The organism is Dryocola sharpae (assembly GCF_051307055.1).
Classification (GTDB): domain Bacteria; phylum Pseudomonadota; class Gammaproteobacteria; order Enterobacterales; family Enterobacteriaceae; genus Dryocola.
This window is the reverse complement of the sequence record NZ_CP149994.1, coordinates 3,279,654-3,294,532: the sequence shown is the minus strand read 5'-3', so window position 1 is coordinate 3,294,532 and position 14,879 is coordinate 3,279,654. Positions and strand designations below refer to the sequence as shown.

Here is a 14,879-nt window from a genome sequence, read left to right as displayed (position 1 = left end):
TTGGAGAGAACAGACAAGCCTGGTCAAATAATTATGGCGCAACCATCGGCGGATGCTGAAAATCCTCGCTTGTAGGGGGAGCGGGTGGTTTTACTGCACGGGCAGGCAACCTGAACCTGGCCGCTTGCCCCCAGAATCGTTTGCATCTCACTTCCTTTCTAAAATTTCAGACGGCTATCCCATAGTGACCGAAAGGCAGGCGGGTAAACTTCGGGCTTAACCCCGTCATTGCAGGGTTACGGCCGTTAAGTCGGTAACTTTTTTACAGTAATAGTTTTGTCAGAGAAAATGGATGCCATATTTCAGGCGCAGATACTGGGGCAGTTCTGTCTGGGGAATATTACATATATCAGCGACAAAAGCATCCGCACTGATTTTACGATTAAGATTACTCGACAGACCACATGCCAGCAACTTTTCTATGTCCGTATGCTGAAGGTAATAATTCAGTTTCAGGTGTGGAATACCCTGTTGGTCGAGTAACATAGAGATGCGATTCGAGAAAACAATGGTCAGGTGATGACTGAAGTCCCTGAGTCGGTATATTTCATGAATATTAATCGTGACCGTTTCGCTGACATCAACATGTGATTTAAGGCTGGCAATAAAAAAGCTCACCTTCTCCGCAGCCGAGTTAGTGACTATCGTCACCTTTCTGGAGTTTCGTCCCGCCAGTTTGCTGTTGATAATAAATTTCTTAAAAATCAGACATAAAGTAGCAACCTGATTATGTTCAAATTTTATCTGATAAGCCGATTCTATTTCATGCAGTGCATCTGTTACACCGAAGAACAAGTCAGGGAAATGCTTTTGTGTCTTTGAAAGGTTATTATCGAAAATTGTATAATTATATTTCTTCCTGATAATGCATTTCTGCACGTAAAGATAGATTTCATCAAATAACCCCCGGTGTTGTGTAATACGGGTAACTATTCTGAACTGAATACGGTAAATCAGCCTTCGGATGTATTCCTGCAATGAAATATCCACCAGGGAAAGACACTCCACGTTATGATCGAGTGAAATAATGAAATGGTTTATGAACCGGTTTTCTGTTTCATCCGCGAGCAGGTTCTGTTCAGGCAGAACAATATTCAGTTCGGGTAAAATCATATTTTCAGTACCTTGATCCATCCGCTTCTTCACGATCAGCAGATAGATAAACAACAGCTTACGGCCGGGATAGGAAAGATCTAGATAGTGCTGATCAATAAAGTCCCGAAAGGCATCCGCCTGCAGGTTCACCTGGTCCAGGTAATCATGACTGAAACGCTGATACATCAGCCTCTGATAGACATTATTTGCTGCTCTGGCCACGGGCCGGAAATGGTGATTCAGTTCAGTGACCGTGGCAATAATTCGCATGACTATTATACGAAAACCTGTCTCATTTCCCCGAATGGTTACCCCCTTACGGTTAACCACTACCAGTTCCAGTTTGTATGCCGAAAGATAGTCTGCCAGCACCTTCATGTCTTTCTTCTTTGTGGTGAGGCTGACGCCTATCTCCTCGTAGAGTCTGGACGTATTGACAGTACCGTACAGAAAACAATAAAAAATAATCAGAGTTATCCGTTCTTCCACCGATGACAGATAGTTACCCAGATGCGTTTTCTGAAGAAACTCCAGAAAATCCTCATAATTAATTCGGCAATGAAAGGCATCATTTTCACAGAATAATTGTTTGTCATACGGTAAATAATAATTAATACTGGACTGGCATCTTTTCAGGCTGATAATGCTTTTGTCCGGGAAAATATTATTAACATCCTTAAAGAGAAGTTCACCATTCTCCTGCATATAACTTAAAAACTGTATATCAAAATTGTTAATGCTGATAGATACCTCCTTTGTCTGACTCATTTAAAATATCACCCGCGACAGTAAGTCAAATATTTATTTTGTTTATGTGATGTAATGCACAGAAAAATTTATTAGTGTTCAGCAGTAGCCACAAGAGGGCACATAGGGTGATTTTCCGGTCTCACAAAGTGACCTTGATGCATTTTCCCTAATCCATAGACTGAAAACGTAATCATTTTACTTCCATCATTACTTCATTACCTGGCCTGGATAATTATGAAAACAGATAATATCAAAGACGGAATTCAGCGCTTTGGCCGCTCACTTCTGTTGCCTATTGCGGTTATGGCACCCATCGGCATGATAATGGGAATCTGCGCTGCGCTCAGCCAGTCCTATATGGTCAATAAGCTCCCGTTTCTGGGATATGATTCGATACAAATTGCACTCAATAGCCTGAAAGACATCACAGGCATCGTTTTTAACAATATCCCCTTACTGTTTGCCATGGGTGTGGCTTACGGTATGGCCAAAAATGAAAAGGGGATTGCAGTTTTTTCTTCGGTACTGGCCTATCTGACGCTAACAATTGTAATGAATGTATGGCTGAAGATTAATGGCCAGCTTGCCGGTAGCCATATGTCTGAAGTCGGGCAGGGCCTCGTTCTGGGTATCCAGACGCTCCGGATTGAGGCCATGGGCGGCATTATTTCCGGTCTGGTTGCTGCCTGGGTTACCGATCGGTATTTCCGGCTTGAACTGCCGCTGGCTTTTGCATTCTTCAGCGGAAAGAAATCGGTTCCTATTATTACTTTTGTCTTCATGATCCCAGTTGGTCTATTGATTCCCTATATCTGGAACGGAGTGACGACTTTTCTGACAAGTATTTCATTTATAATGATGAATGATCGTTTCGGTGTCGGCATATACTGGTTTCTGCATCGCGCGCTTATTCCGTTTGGTCTGCATCACGTCCTGGCCTCGGTTGTACGTTTTACCGAAGCGGGGGGGAACTATATTATTGGCGGACAGGTATATACCGGCATTATGAACGCCACCAATAAAATTCTTTTTGAACTTGGACCGCAGGATCCAAACTGGTCTCTGATGCCCAAATTGACCTCTTATCTTGCTGCGGGTCAGATGCTGAATACCCTGTTTCGCATACCGGCTATTGGTCTGGCAATGTATCATACGTCATTTAAAGCTAACCGCCCGGTCGCGAAAGGTATTCTGCTAACCATTGTCCTGACAGCTTTTCTGGGTAATGTGACCGAACCACTCGAATTCTCGTTCCTGTTTATTGCGCCCGGATTATTTTTTATTTATACATTACTTTGTGGATTAATGGCGATCCCGCTTGCCTGGCTTGATATTTCTATCGGTTATATTCGCGGGACCATTTTTGACTTCGGTATTTTCGGTTTGTTATACGATAATACCCACTGGTTCCAGTTAATATTGCTCGGTGCAGTGAATTTTGTCGTGTTTTATGCAGTTTTCCGCTTCGCCATTGTGAAATTCAACATTCAGACACCAGGACGCGAAGAAGAAATCAGAAATAATTCCCTGCTGAAAGAAAAACGTTATGTAGAAATAGCTACAATTGTCCTGAAAGGGTTGGGTGGAAAAGAAAATATTAAGAATATTGATAACTGCGTGACCCGTCTCCGAATCGATCTGAAAGACCAGGGCAAAGTGGATCGCGAGTTACTCAAAGATGCGGGTTCCTCTGGCGTCTTTCTTCCCAAGAATAACCATATTCATGTTGTATTTGGCCCGCACGTCGAATTTGTGAAAAATGCTGTCGTGGACAAAATGGCAGGGCAATAACCGGTGCATTTTGTTTGCAATAAACCATATTGAGGTGTGATATGAGTGCTTTATTTGATTCTAAAACTAAATCAATGGACGATCGCGGCATCCGAGCTCTGTTGAGTGATGACCATAAATATCAATCCTGGCTTGATGTAGAGGCCGCGCTGGCGACTGCACAGGGAGAACTGGGGGTTATCCCCCGCGAGGCTGCAGCGCAAATAGCCTCAGCCTGCCAACTTAAAAATATTGATCTTGAAGAAGTACAGAAGTTACAGGAAAAAATCGGCCACGGTTTTGTTCCTTTTCTGAAAGCGCTGGTCAGGGCTTGTCCGGGCGACAGCGGCAAATATGTACATCTGGGAGTGACAACACAGAATATCCAGCAAAGCGCACAGCTACTGGTTACCAGAAAAGTACACAATAAGTTTCTGGTCGTCACTCATGACATTCTGCACAATCTCGCCGCCCTGGCAGAGCAACACGCTCAGACAGTTATGCCTGGCCGGACCCATGGTCGTCATGCCATTCCCATCACATACGGTTTTAAAGTCGCCGTGTGGATCGATGAGATACTTTCCGCTGCTGCGCGCCTGGAGGAAAGCGAAAAACGGGTTTTCCGGGTGATGATGGGCGGTGCTGTCGGAGCCTTCAACGCCAGCGGGAATACCGGCCGCAAAGTTCAGACACGTGTAGCCGGGCTTTTGAATATGCAGGAAATGTCTGTCCCTTCACGTAATATCGGTACGCATAAAGTAGAGTATGTGATGGCGTTATCCCTGCTTGCCAGCGTATGCCATAAGATGGCTGAAGAGGTCTATGCGACCACGCTGGAAGAGATCGGCGAAGTTATTGAAGGTTTCCGCGCCGGTACCGTCGGAAGTAGTACCATGCCACATAAAATAAATCCGAAACTGGCAAAGGGCATTATCGCCAACGCTCAGAAACTCTACTCCCTGCCTGCTGTAATGATGTCTGCCTGCTGCCGGCCATATGAAGCCGACAGTTCAGCGTACATGCTGCTTGAATCTTCTCTGCATGAAGCACTGCAGCTAATGACGGAGATTGTACTCCGGGCTGAAGAACTGACGCGTTGCCTGCATGTTAATCCTCAAAAAATGTCCGCTAATGCTGAGATCAATCACGGTCTGGATAACAGTGAATTCGTCATGATGCAACTGGCCAGTACGCTCGGAAAGGATCAGGCCCATGCCAAAGTTTATGAAATGGCCATTGATGCGAACCTGAACGGCAAAGAATTTATGCAGTGCTTGCAGAAAGATAAACAAGTCTCCGCCCTGTTTACCACAGATGAACTGAAGCAAATGCTGATACCTCATAATTATACCGGTGAGGCAGCTAATATTGCACTTGAGCAGGCTCAAAGAGCGCGAGGAGTTGCACAGGCACAGGAGTAGCAGTTCCGGTCAGTGTTTAAACGGTATAAAAGGTCGCCAGAAGCGGCCTTTTTTATTTTCCGCTTTTGCCTTTTTCGGATCTTCAGTAAAAAAGAAAGAAAAATGGACAGGCCTGCCATCTCTATATGCCACCCATCTGCCTATATTGAGCATATGCAGATGGGACCAGGGGGCATAAATCCAGGAGGTCATTATGCGAACCGTATCCATTTTTAAAACGGCAACAACCGTGCCCACCGCCATCATAGAGAACGTAGTCCGCTTCCTTGGGTTTGGCGGATTTCTTTAACGGATAGAGGTTTGGTTTGTCTTGCCATTGCCGGATTTCCATAGTTTTAGGCACCTCAAAAACAATAAAGCTTTCTGAGGTGCCTAACAAGGTGCCTAAAAGGTTCGGATTTAATTAGTTGGCATCAGACTTCGCGGGACAAATTGAGGGCACAAAAAAGCCCGCAGGGCTTGCGCCGTGCGGGCTCTCAGGACTTCATCGGATGACTCTGGTAATCACCGATGGAGAATTTTGGTGCTGGCGGGAGTTGAACCCGCGTCAGCTAATATTTAACTTAATGATTTATTGGATTTATTTTAACTTATTTTTCAATGCGTATCCTTTGCGGCACCTTTGAAGTCCATTTGCAGTCACATTGGTTTTAGCTTTTTCTCATGCCCCTGGCTGGATTTGATTAATCGGTACAAGATTATGTCCTTCTGGATTATTCAAGTCTTTTCCTTGAACCATTAATTCAACCAGTTCATTTGTTGGGTAGCAGATACCTAGCTCCCCGGTGTTAGGATTTGCTCTATGCTTCTCAACAAATGAGGAACCGTTCCATTTTTTTGAAAGGTAGGTAATCCCCTCGAATGCAGCCGGATCTTGCTTTTGAGATTCTAATATCATATGAAATCCTCTGCGCTCAATTCCCTTAAGAAAACTCGAGAAACACTCTTTTAAAAGTTCGTCATCTAGGTCCTTAAATTTGATGCCTTGAGCTAAAAATTCGAAGTAATTGAGAATATAAAGCAGTCCATTGATAGCATCTTTGTACTCTTCTGGGACGCGCATGTTTTTATACTCTTCTTTGTCTGGATTGCAGCGCCACTCAGACAGTTCTTGTGGTACATATCGCATGCCTCGGTAAATTCTAGTGCTTGACCTCAGTTGTTTTTGATACTCGGGACTCGTACGAGTATTGATAATCATGTTAAGCGTATGAGATCTACGGGTGTTTGCCGCTGAGGTTATACACTGAATCCACCAACCCATTCCAACTAGCATGCCGGTGACAATGATAGAAAGGGAAGTTTGATATGTTGGTAAGTAGCGAAGGATTGCGTATCCGATCAGTACGATAAGAAAACATACCATACTGAACATTGGCAGAAATTCTGAAGTGTCTGGGTATCGTTTTTGGATGAAGCAAAAAATGCTCGATATAGCTGCGGCTGCGGCTGCACCAACTACAAGCCAGTCGATAATGGCCATGTTGAATGGCAAAGCTTTGGGATAGATGAGCGTGAAGACAGACCGTATGATCATCATCACTACAAAAAGAGTTGTTGTTATGCTTACCAGTGTTTTTGCCACTTTTCTCTGCCCCATTTAAAAGGCCTCCATCATGGGAGGCCTTAAATCATCTTTCATTTAGGTTGACAATGATAGGTCTTAACCTTCACCGAAACCGACTGTAAATGTATTTTTCATAATATGCTCCGCCTTCACCCGTTATTAAGTCACTGAAAAGTAAGTAAAAGTTTTTAATCTTGCTGTAATGGCCATAGGATATCAATTTAGTTGATACTTAATCAAGCGGATTTGATATCCGGACGCACTTTCTATTGCGAATAAAATGCAATGGATTCATTCGCTTAGGCAATGTCAATATAACTATGCAAAAATAAAGTTGTTGAATGGTTTAAATTTATTTAAAATCAATAGGTTAAAGCATTCTGTTATGCTTTTTTTATCTTCACATACCTCATATTGTAGCAGAACCTTCAGATTACAATTTTGATTGTACAAATTAGGATATCAGCTCTTCGAAAGGTTCTTTATGACTGAGCGGCCAACATAGGACTGAAGATAAGAGCCATAATGACGAAACAACATCTCAGGACCTTTGTGCCCCATTTGCCCTGCTAGCCAAAAAAGGTTTACGCCTTGGCTGATATGCCTGGTCGCGAACGTGTGCCTGGTCTGGTATGGGTTGCGATATCGGATCCCAGCTTTCTTCAAAACCGGCACCCAAGCCTTCTTTCGTATAGCGTCGGCGCTGGCCCAGGGCTTACCTGTTTTCGGATCGCTAAAGATGTATTCGCTACGCATAAAGGTATGCTGTTTTTGTTCCTGGAGTGAACGCAGCGCCTCATCATTCAGTTCAACCTTTCGAGTTCCGGCTTTGGTCTTTGTTCCTTTTATCACTCCAACCACACTGGCATTCTGGACATGAGCAGTGTTACTTACAAAGTCGATACCAACCCAACGTAATGCACAGAGCTCAGAAGGGCGAACACCGGTGTTGAAAGCAAAACGGAAGGTATTAACCCATTCGGAATATCTGCAACTTTGATAAATGGAATTCGTTTCATCCGGCGACATCGGATCAACGATGTATTCACTTTCGCTGGTGGATTTTTTCTCCTGGTAACGTGAAGCTGTAACGAGCGATACAGGGTTAATCTGCAACACACCATCAGTAACTGCTTCATCGAGAGCTGATCGCATAAATGACAGCTGGTTTCGAATGGTTTTAAGTGCCGTAGTCTGGCTTTGTATCTACGTTTTAAGTGCTGCTGGCGTAAGCTCACTGGCCGGGAGCATATGAAATTTTGAAAGTGCGCTCCGGCACTTTTTATATCCGCCAATTGTCGAGGGCGATAACTTACGGGTTTCGCAGATCCCCAGATATTCATCCAGGTACGTTTTCACTTTTTTTCCAGCAGCTGCGTTGCCAAACAATTTGAGGCGTGGCGAGCGGGGGAAGTGCTCAGCATAATTGAAGGTCCCTCGCTCAATTTTATTATGGATTTCGCCGAGTATGCGCTCGGCGTATTTCAGGTTTTTGGTTGTCACATCCAGATTAGAAAGCGGAACTTGCTTACATCGTGCTATGTTAGTTTGCCGGGAGCAAGTCAGGGATGTTATGCCTGAGATCGAAGCCATTTCCAATGACATAGAGTGTAGTTGTTTGCATAGCCCTCTCACGACAGATGACTTGTTTGCGTTGAAATACCAGAATATCTCGTGTTTTATAACAGCAGATACCTTATACCCCCGGAAAATTATGGAAAAAATCAGCCCCGCAACAGTTCAGTTCATCAAACTTGGTGAGGCAGGTGAATGGGAGCAGCAGTGCCTGTCGGAGGGCACGCTTCGGTTTGGTTATCATAAAACCCCGGACAATCTTTGCGTTGACGACCGATGGGAAGAAGTTCACAAGATATGGCTTCAAGAGCGGAAGGGAAATAAGGCCAGCGCCAGCAGTGACGTCAGGCAGATCAAAACTTTCTACACGGCAGATGAAGATACACTATTCATTACCATCAGGGGGGGATTTCTTTACTGGTGTCGACCCGTGGGGCCGGTTGAGGTACTGGCAGATAGTAGCCGGGTCAGAAAAACGATAGAGGGGTGGCAAAACACCAGTGTTGGGGGCGCGCGATTAACCACGGATCATCTGAGCGGAGACCTGTTAAAGGTTCAGGGGTATCGGGGTACGATCTGTAACGTAAGCGCACATGATTACGTTGTGCGAAAAATCAATGATGAAGATCTCCCTGCGGTGTCTGATGCTAAGCAGGCTGAAGTAACGTACCTGGCCGCGATAAAAAATCTGTGCCAAATGCTGACCTGGCAGGATTTCGAGCTACTGGTAGACCTTGTTTTTTCAACCAGCGGGTGGCGGCGCACCAGTATTGTCGGTAAAACCCAAAAAACGCTGGATCTTGAGCTTGAATCCCCCACCACCAGCGAGAAAGCTTTTGTTCAGATTAAATCATATGCGGACGCACATGCTTTCAGTGATTACGCAAAACGGTTCAGAGAAACCAGTGCCTATGAACGGATGTTTTTTATCTGGCACAGCGGACCGTTATCCGAAAATATCAAAGCCGAAGGCATCACGTTAATCGGCCCCGACAAGTTAGCAGGACTCATTCTGGACAGTGGTTTATCAAGATGGCTTCGTAAAAAAGTTTCATGATATTTCGGCTGTTTCTTCAACTCATCGGCAATGAATCAACGAGATAAGGTTCTGGAAACGGGCTTTACCTAAACGCCATCTGACCTCAGCCGCAGGCGCGAAATGCCTACTCAAGCAGTTCGGTGAAATTTACCGGCCTGCCGGTAAGCGCAGTCGGGCTGACGACCCGGGGAGCCGAAGGGGCACTAGGTATGATGACTCTTGTGTCTTGAATACACAGTCAATAATCACACCTTTGATCAATGTCATTTTGTTCAATAGTTGATCATCCTGCAGAAGTCTGCAGTTAAATGCTCTTTTTCAAGGATCATATGGGAATTAAAAAAATTTAGTTCTTCAGTTTAACTGAAGTCTGATTGATATTATTTTTTACAACCTTTTATTTAATAGTAATATCAATTATTTAAATACACATGAGTCGTTAATGAATTCCAGAACCTGCAATAAACACTGTCTTCTTGAACAGTATCCTCTGACGTGATAGTTTCAAAATATTACTGTTATTTGGGAGGAATCTCATGGCGACTTCTGTATTGGCTAACTGGCACGGTCATGATTATCAGGCTCGGTATTTCTGGATTGAGGCATCCCGGCTTAAAAATCCCCAACAAGATTTCGTCGTAGAAGTTTCCTATGAAGCCGATGGCCCTAAAGCCTTTGATGACGTAATTACGCGTTATAATCCCCCCCGCCGCAGCACCGGGCCCGAACGGATTCAGGCCGATTACTATCAAATCAAGTTTCACGTTACACAAGCCGCTAGCTTCGGATTCGAGGACCTGATTGACCCTGCATTCATTGGTGCTGAAACCTTCTCGATCCTTGAAAGGCTAAAACAGGCAAAAGGAACTGAGCCTGCCAACTCTGCTTTTCATCTTGTGACGACAGATCGAATTATCGATGAGGACCCACTTGGTGAAATAATCAGCAATGTGGATGGCTCAATACGACTCGATAAGTTGTTTGATGGCACGACCGACAGGAGCCGTAAGGGAAAGGTTCGCAAGCTCTGGCGCCAACATCTTAAGCTTTCCACGGACCAGGAGCTGGAGCAGGTGCTTTCTGGTTTTCACATTCAGCAGTCACAGCCCACGCTTGAAGCGATGCGTGAAAAAGTTAATACCTGCTTCCAGATCATTGGCTTGATAACCTGCGAAACAAGTTCGGACTTCCGTTTCGATGGCGCTGCGCGTGCCTTACGCAGTAAGGAACGTTATCGCTTTACCCGAGAGCAGTTCAAAGCCCTTTGCGTGGAAGAGAACTGGCTCAGATCGGAAGCACCTGAAAGCTTCAGAAATGTTGCGCTACGCTCTTTCAGCGATGGACCATTGGACATAATGGATGCGCTTCCGGAACACACACTCTCCCTGCTTTCTCTCTTCGAAGGTCGATTTCCCTCCCCTGGCATTGAGTGGAATGATGTTATTAAGCCCCAAGTAGAAACCTTCCTCACAGGTATAAGGCAGACGGAGCGTAAAGTTCGGCTGTATCTAAATACCCACAGCTCCATTGCAATGCTTGCCGGAAAATGTCTTGGTCACAAGTCAGGCGTAGAAATCGAACTGGTCCAGAAAGGGAGGATGGGCGACTCCATCTGGTCTGAGAACGAATCGCAGGGTGAACCTGATGCGGTTATCGAAACCGAGACTGTCGGAACCGGAAGCGATGTCGCTGTAGTGCTCAGCATTGCGAGAAATGCGCTGCCAAAAGCGCGCGCATACATACTCGAAAATCAGCCTGACATAGGACGTATCATTCACGTAACCCCCGCAAACGGGCACGGGCAACGATCTGTGAAAAACGGTTCACATGCCGTAGCGCTTGCCGAACAGGTATCCGATGTAGTTACGGATGCAGATTTACCGGTTGAGGCAAGCCTGCATATTTTCAGCGCTGCGCCAAATGCCGTTAATTTTTATCTTGGCCAGCACACTGATTTTCTTGGGACATGCGTCTTTTACGAGTTTGACTTTCAACGCCAACGAGATGGCTCCTACCTTCCTTCATTTAAGGTTTAATCACCATGGAACTTCAACCTCAGTTCAACGAATTTTTAGCAAATATCAGGCCGACTGATACACAGAAGGAAGACTGGAAAAGTGGTGCAAGGACACTGCGCGAGCGCCTGAAGAATTTCGAACCACTCAAGGAAATTGTCGTATCAACGTTCCTGCAGGGCAGCATTCGTCGTTCAACGGCAATCCGTCCGCTCGGCGATAAGCGCCCTGATGTTGATATTGTCGTGGTGACCAATCTTGACCATACCCGGATGTCTCCCACTGATGCAATGGACCTGTTCATCCCATTCCTCGACAAGTATTACCCAGGTAAATGGGAAACTCAGGGGCGCTCTTTTGGTATTACCCTCTCCTATGTCGAACTGGACCTGGTGATCACCGCCATCCCAGAGTCAGGGACAGAAAAAAGCCATCTTGAACAGCTCTATAAGTCAGAGTCAGTTCTGACTGTTAACTCTCTGGAAGAGCAAACTGACTGGCGCCTGAATAAAAGCTGGTCCCCAAATACGGGATGGTTGTCTGAGAGCAACAGTGCGCAGGTAGAGGACGCCCCCGCTTCAGAATGGAAAGCGCACCCGTTAGTGCTACCTGACAGGGAAAAAAATGAGTGGGGCCGGACGCATCCTCTCGCGCAGATCAGATGGACCGCTGAGAAAAACCGAGTTTGCAACGGTCACTACATCAACCTTGTCAGGGCGGTGAAATGGTGGCGACAGCAGAACAGCGAAAACCTGCCGAAATACCCTAAAGGCTATCCGCTGGAGCATCTGATTGGTAACGCTCTGGATAATGGAACCACCTCAATGGGCAAAGGTCTGGTTCAGCTGTTGGACACTTTTTTGTGCCGTTGGGCAGACATTTACAGCCAGAAAGGTAAGCCGTGTTTGCCAGATCACGGCGTTGAAGAACATGACGTGATGGCGCGCTTATCAACCGACGATTTCTGTTCATTTTATGAGGGTATTGCGGGTGCGGCGGAAATTGCCCGTAACGCGCTGGCGTCTCAGGATCCTCAGGAAAGTGCAGAACTCTGGCGCCAACTGTTCGGATCCAAATTTCCTTTACCCGGTCCTCAGGGCGGCGATCGCAATGGTAGATTTACAGTGCCAAGTAAACCAGCTGAACCACAGAAAACCGGGCGCTTCGCTTGAGTACAGTCGTTCAGCAGGTGCCAGGAGAGCTGCAGACAGCGCTCACCCTTATCAATAATGATCCCAGGATGCGGACGAACAATGCTTGGGCGCTCTCTGCTGACAAGAGATGGTCGCTTAAATTCACCGCCGGGCTTTCCGTACCCTGCTCCAGGTTCATGCCAGACAACAGCGTCTGGCATCTGGTCCTCTGGCAGGAAGAGGCTCAGATACGCATAGAGGTCTATCCCGATAAATCGGAAGGTATATCTGCAACGTTTCAGCATCAAAACTACAACTTTTCGGATGCGTCTACTCGCGAATGGACATCAGGAAATCCGTGCCTTGAGAATACGCCCGCCGCATTTGGTCGTAACTTATGGGGGCAGGAACCCGAAGCATTACTCGACAGAATCAGTTGGCGACTCAGCAGGCTGCTGCTCTGGATAGATGCCGCTGCACAGGACAAACTGGCCACAACCGGGGATGCTGTTGAACTCCCCGCCTTCCCCGGTCAGTCACCCTTTACGGTGATCGATTTTAGCGAACAGACTGATGATCTCCCTTTCTGGGCATCGAAAACAGGAGAATGGGGGTTTGCAAGCAGCACTGGATTGCCCGGTGCGCGCGGTACCCGCTTTTTGCGTGAGTTTTTTGATAACAAAGGAAAGCTAATCTGGACAACCAAATGGTCCCCGTTCATGCGCAAAGGCGCGAGAACAACGAACGTAGTGTGGTCTGTTTTGCCTACCCTTCCCGTTCTGGCTCCTTGGCAGGCCCCCAGGACCTGGCAGGAGCTCAACCATTGCTTCGCACAATGGGGGTTATCACTGCCGGACCTCTTTTCAGATATTGGGCGTTCTGTCAGAACACTGCGCAAGCAACGCGCGCCCGGATTACTCTTGCTGGGTTTTCCGCTGGAAAACAAAATTGGAGATGAGCCAGCGCGCATTCACTGGCTGGCGCTGCGTCTGGCCGGTCTCAGTAATACAATGACAAAACGCCCCGGATTCCGCCCAACGGAACGAAATCGCAGAGCCTGGGATCGCGAACAGCCACTTTCCCAAGAGCCCATCAGGTGGGTGAGGACGCAGAACTGGGCTGCCGACCAGCTCAGAACACGTGGCGAAGCAGCCAACGACATTCGGAGCAAAAAGGTGCTGATAATCGGTGCAGGCTCACTGGGCAGCATGATTGCAGAAAACCTGATGCGCATGGGTGTTGTCAGCCAGGGCATTCTGGACGCAGACCTCCTACAGACCGGAAATCTGAGCCGTCACGCCCTGACAATGACGTCAGTTGGCCATAACAAAGCGGCCGCGCTGGTTGAACATCTGAATCGTATTCTGCCTGACGCAAGTGCACGTTCATTCAGCTGCGCGTTTCCCCCTGAGAGTGAGGTCGCAAAAAACTCACTGCGTCAGTACGACGTGATCATTGATTGTACCGGTGATGATGGTGTTCTTAAATCACTGGCGGCATTTGACTGGCAAAGTGAAAAAATATTTATCAGCCTCGCTATGACATGGCGGGCTGAAGGTTTATTTGCGTTTGCTGCCAGTGAAACAACGTTTCCGGTGAAGGATGCTTCCAGCCGCTTCGACGCCTCGGCGTCACCTGAGATCGAGATGGATGAGGCGAGAATAGAAGGCATCGGGTGCTGGCATCCTGTATTTCCGGCCCGTGCCGATGACGTACAGTTATGGGCGGCCGTCGGTACAAAATTCATTTGCCGGGTGGTCAGTGCGCCAGGGAGAATCTATGAATATTTTAAGCAGATGCCTGATGGCACTATCGAGAGAGAGCCGCATGAGTATTAAAGATGCGAATTTTTCGAGTGAGGGTGCACTTTTTTATACGGTCGTCATTAGCTCCTCAACCATTGAGCAGATGGTTTCCGAATGTCTTAAAGCTGGCGTAAATGAAACAGGTGGCATTCTGATTGGCTCATACAGCGAAGACAGTTCTACGGCAATGATCGTGGAAGCCACGACCCGTCCAGCGGATTCACTCGCTGGCCGGAGTACATTTCAGCGCGGCGTCAGAGGGCTGAGGTCATTACTTCATACCCGCTGGAAAAAAGGATTGTATTACGTTGGTGAGTGGCATTTTCACCCAGGAGGCTCACCCGAGCCCAGTGGTGATGACTTCAGGTCCATGACAAGCATTGCAGCAAACCCTGGTTACCAGTGCCTAGAGCCTGTAATGATCATACTCGGAGGGGATCCAGCAGGCTCTTACAGTCTCAGTGCCAGTGTATTCCCCAGAGGAGACGCTCCCATCAGACTGCGAGAGGTCCAGATTTAATATCTGTCCCCGTTGTTCTTCAACAGACCATGGTCTTCAGGCCCGAAACACCACTTTTTGCGGCCCGGCTGAGCTTCGTGCTCTGCCGGTTCGCTCAGCCGACAGAAACTCAGGCTGGCCAGCGAGCCGAAGTGTTCATTGTGTGCGGCGTCACTTAATCATTGGTTCCATGAACGATTTCGGTTGAGG

The 14,879-nt window shown here is 46.9% G+C and carries 11 protein-coding genes and 1 pseudogene; 7 read left to right on the top strand and 5 right to left on the bottom strand.

Annotated features, from left to right (window positions below; genetic code table 11):
• Positions 1–23: 23 nt before the first annotated feature.
• Complete coding sequence (locus tag WLO31_RS15700) at positions 24–146, bottom strand: hypothetical protein (RefSeq protein WP_435927556.1); 123 nt, start codon at positions 144–146, stop codon at positions 24–26.
• A 133-nt stretch (positions 147–279) separates the two neighbouring features.
• Entirely contained in the window at positions 280–1,863 is a 1,584-nt protein-coding gene (locus WLO31_RS15695) for a PRD domain-containing protein (RefSeq protein ID WP_435927555.1), read from the bottom strand.
• Between the two features lie 216 nt (positions 1,864–2,079).
• Here WLO31_RS15695 and WLO31_RS15690 point away from each other — a divergent pair, with 216 nt between their 5' ends.
• Positions 2,080–3,636 carry a PTS transporter subunit EIIC gene (locus WLO31_RS15690; RefSeq protein ID WP_435927553.1) on the top strand — a complete coding sequence of 519 codons (1,557 nt, stop codon included), beginning with the start codon at positions 2,080–2,082 and terminating at the stop codon, positions 3,634–3,636.
• A gap of 41 nt (positions 3,637–3,677) precedes the next feature.
• A complete protein-coding gene (locus WLO31_RS15685) occupies positions 3,678–5,036 on the top strand; it encodes a class-II fumarase/aspartase family protein (protein WP_435927550.1) in 1,359 nt (452 codons plus the stop codon).
• A gap of 9 nt (positions 5,037–5,045) precedes the next feature.
• On the opposite strand, the gene WLO31_RS15680 is transcribed toward WLO31_RS15685, so the two are convergent.
• From WLO31_RS15680 to WLO31_RS15670, 3 genes and pseudogenes are all read right to left on the bottom strand, one after another.
• Positions 5,046–5,282 carry a hypothetical protein gene (locus WLO31_RS15680; RefSeq protein ID WP_435927549.1) on the bottom strand — a complete coding sequence of 79 codons (237 nt, stop codon included), beginning with the start codon at positions 5,280–5,282 and terminating at the stop codon, positions 5,046–5,048.
• A 415-nt stretch (positions 5,283–5,697) separates the two neighbouring features.
• Positions 5,698–6,636: a DUF4760 domain-containing protein gene (locus WLO31_RS15675; RefSeq protein WP_435927548.1), complete on the bottom strand. Its 939-nt coding sequence runs from the start codon at positions 6,634–6,636 to the stop codon at positions 5,698–5,700.
• Positions 6,637–7,065: 429 nt separating this feature from the next.
• Positions 7,066–8,139: pseudogene (locus WLO31_RS15670) on the bottom strand (tyrosine-type recombinase/integrase); the annotation flags it as partial.
• A 178-nt stretch (positions 8,140–8,317) separates the two neighbouring features.
• Between WLO31_RS15670 and WLO31_RS15665 the strand changes: the two are divergent.
• From WLO31_RS15665 to WLO31_RS15645, 5 genes are all read left to right on the top strand, one after another.
• A complete protein-coding gene (locus WLO31_RS15665; protein WP_435927546.1) occupies positions 8,318–9,235 on the top strand; it encodes a hypothetical protein in 918 nt (305 codons plus the stop codon).
• Positions 9,236–9,753: 518 nt separating this feature from the next.
• Positions 9,754–11,253, top strand: a complete 1,500-nt coding sequence (gene cap4 / locus WLO31_RS15660; protein ID WP_435927544.1) for a CBASS system CD-NTase-associated protein Cap4 — start codon at positions 9,754–9,756, stop codon at positions 11,251–11,253.
• A 5-nt stretch (positions 11,254–11,258) separates the two neighbouring features.
• A complete protein-coding gene (locus WLO31_RS15655) occupies positions 11,259–12,404 on the top strand; it encodes an SMODS domain-containing nucleotidyltransferase (protein ID WP_435927542.1) in 1,146 nt (381 codons plus the stop codon).
• On the top strand, positions 12,401–14,203 hold the full coding sequence (locus WLO31_RS15650) for a ThiF family adenylyltransferase (RefSeq protein ID WP_435927541.1): 1,803 nt from the start codon (positions 12,401–12,403) through the stop codon (positions 14,201–14,203). The genes WLO31_RS15655 and WLO31_RS15650 overlap by 4 nt, the downstream gene beginning before the upstream one ends.
• On the top strand, positions 14,145–14,690 hold the full coding sequence (locus WLO31_RS15645; protein WP_435927540.1) for a Mov34/MPN/PAD-1 family protein: 546 nt from the start codon (positions 14,145–14,147) through the stop codon (positions 14,688–14,690). The genes WLO31_RS15650 and WLO31_RS15645 overlap by 59 nt, the downstream gene beginning before the upstream one ends.
• The last annotated feature ends 189 nt before the right edge of the window (positions 14,691–14,879 follow it).

What these genes read in the sequence shown, in the direction of transcription:
- WLO31_RS15665 (WP_435927546.1), top strand. Translation starts at nt 8,318, where the DNA reads ATGGAAAAAATCAGCCCCGCAACAGTTCAGTTCATCAAACTTGGTGAG.
- WLO31_RS15675 (WP_435927548.1), bottom strand. Translation starts at nt 6,636, where the DNA reads ATGGGGCAGAGAAAAGTGGCAAAAACACTGGTAAGCATAACAACAACT.
- WLO31_RS15655 (WP_435927542.1), top strand. Translation starts at nt 11,259, where the DNA reads ATGGAACTTCAACCTCAGTTCAACGAATTTTTAGCAAATATCAGGCCG.
- WLO31_RS15700 (WP_435927556.1), bottom strand. Translation starts at nt 146, where the DNA reads ATGCAAACGATTCTGGGGGCAAGCGGCCAGGTTCAGGTTGCCTGCCCG.
- WLO31_RS15680 (WP_435927549.1), bottom strand. Translation starts at nt 5,282, where the DNA reads ATGATGGCGGTGGGCACGGTTGTTGCCGTTTTAAAAATGGATACGGTT.
- WLO31_RS15690 (WP_435927553.1), top strand. Translation starts at nt 2,080, where the DNA reads ATGAAAACAGATAATATCAAAGACGGAATTCAGCGCTTTGGCCGCTCA.
- WLO31_RS15695 (WP_435927555.1), bottom strand. Translation starts at nt 1,863, where the DNA reads ATGAGTCAGACAAAGGAGGTATCTATCAGCATTAACAATTTTGATATA.
- cap4 (WP_435927544.1), top strand. Translation starts at nt 9,754, where the DNA reads ATGGCGACTTCTGTATTGGCTAACTGGCACGGTCATGATTATCAGGCT.
- WLO31_RS15685 (WP_435927550.1), top strand. Translation starts at nt 3,678, where the DNA reads ATGAGTGCTTTATTTGATTCTAAAACTAAATCAATGGACGATCGCGGC.
- WLO31_RS15645 (WP_435927540.1), top strand. Translation starts at nt 14,145, where the DNA reads ATGAATATTTTAAGCAGATGCCTGATGGCACTATCGAGAGAGAGCCGC.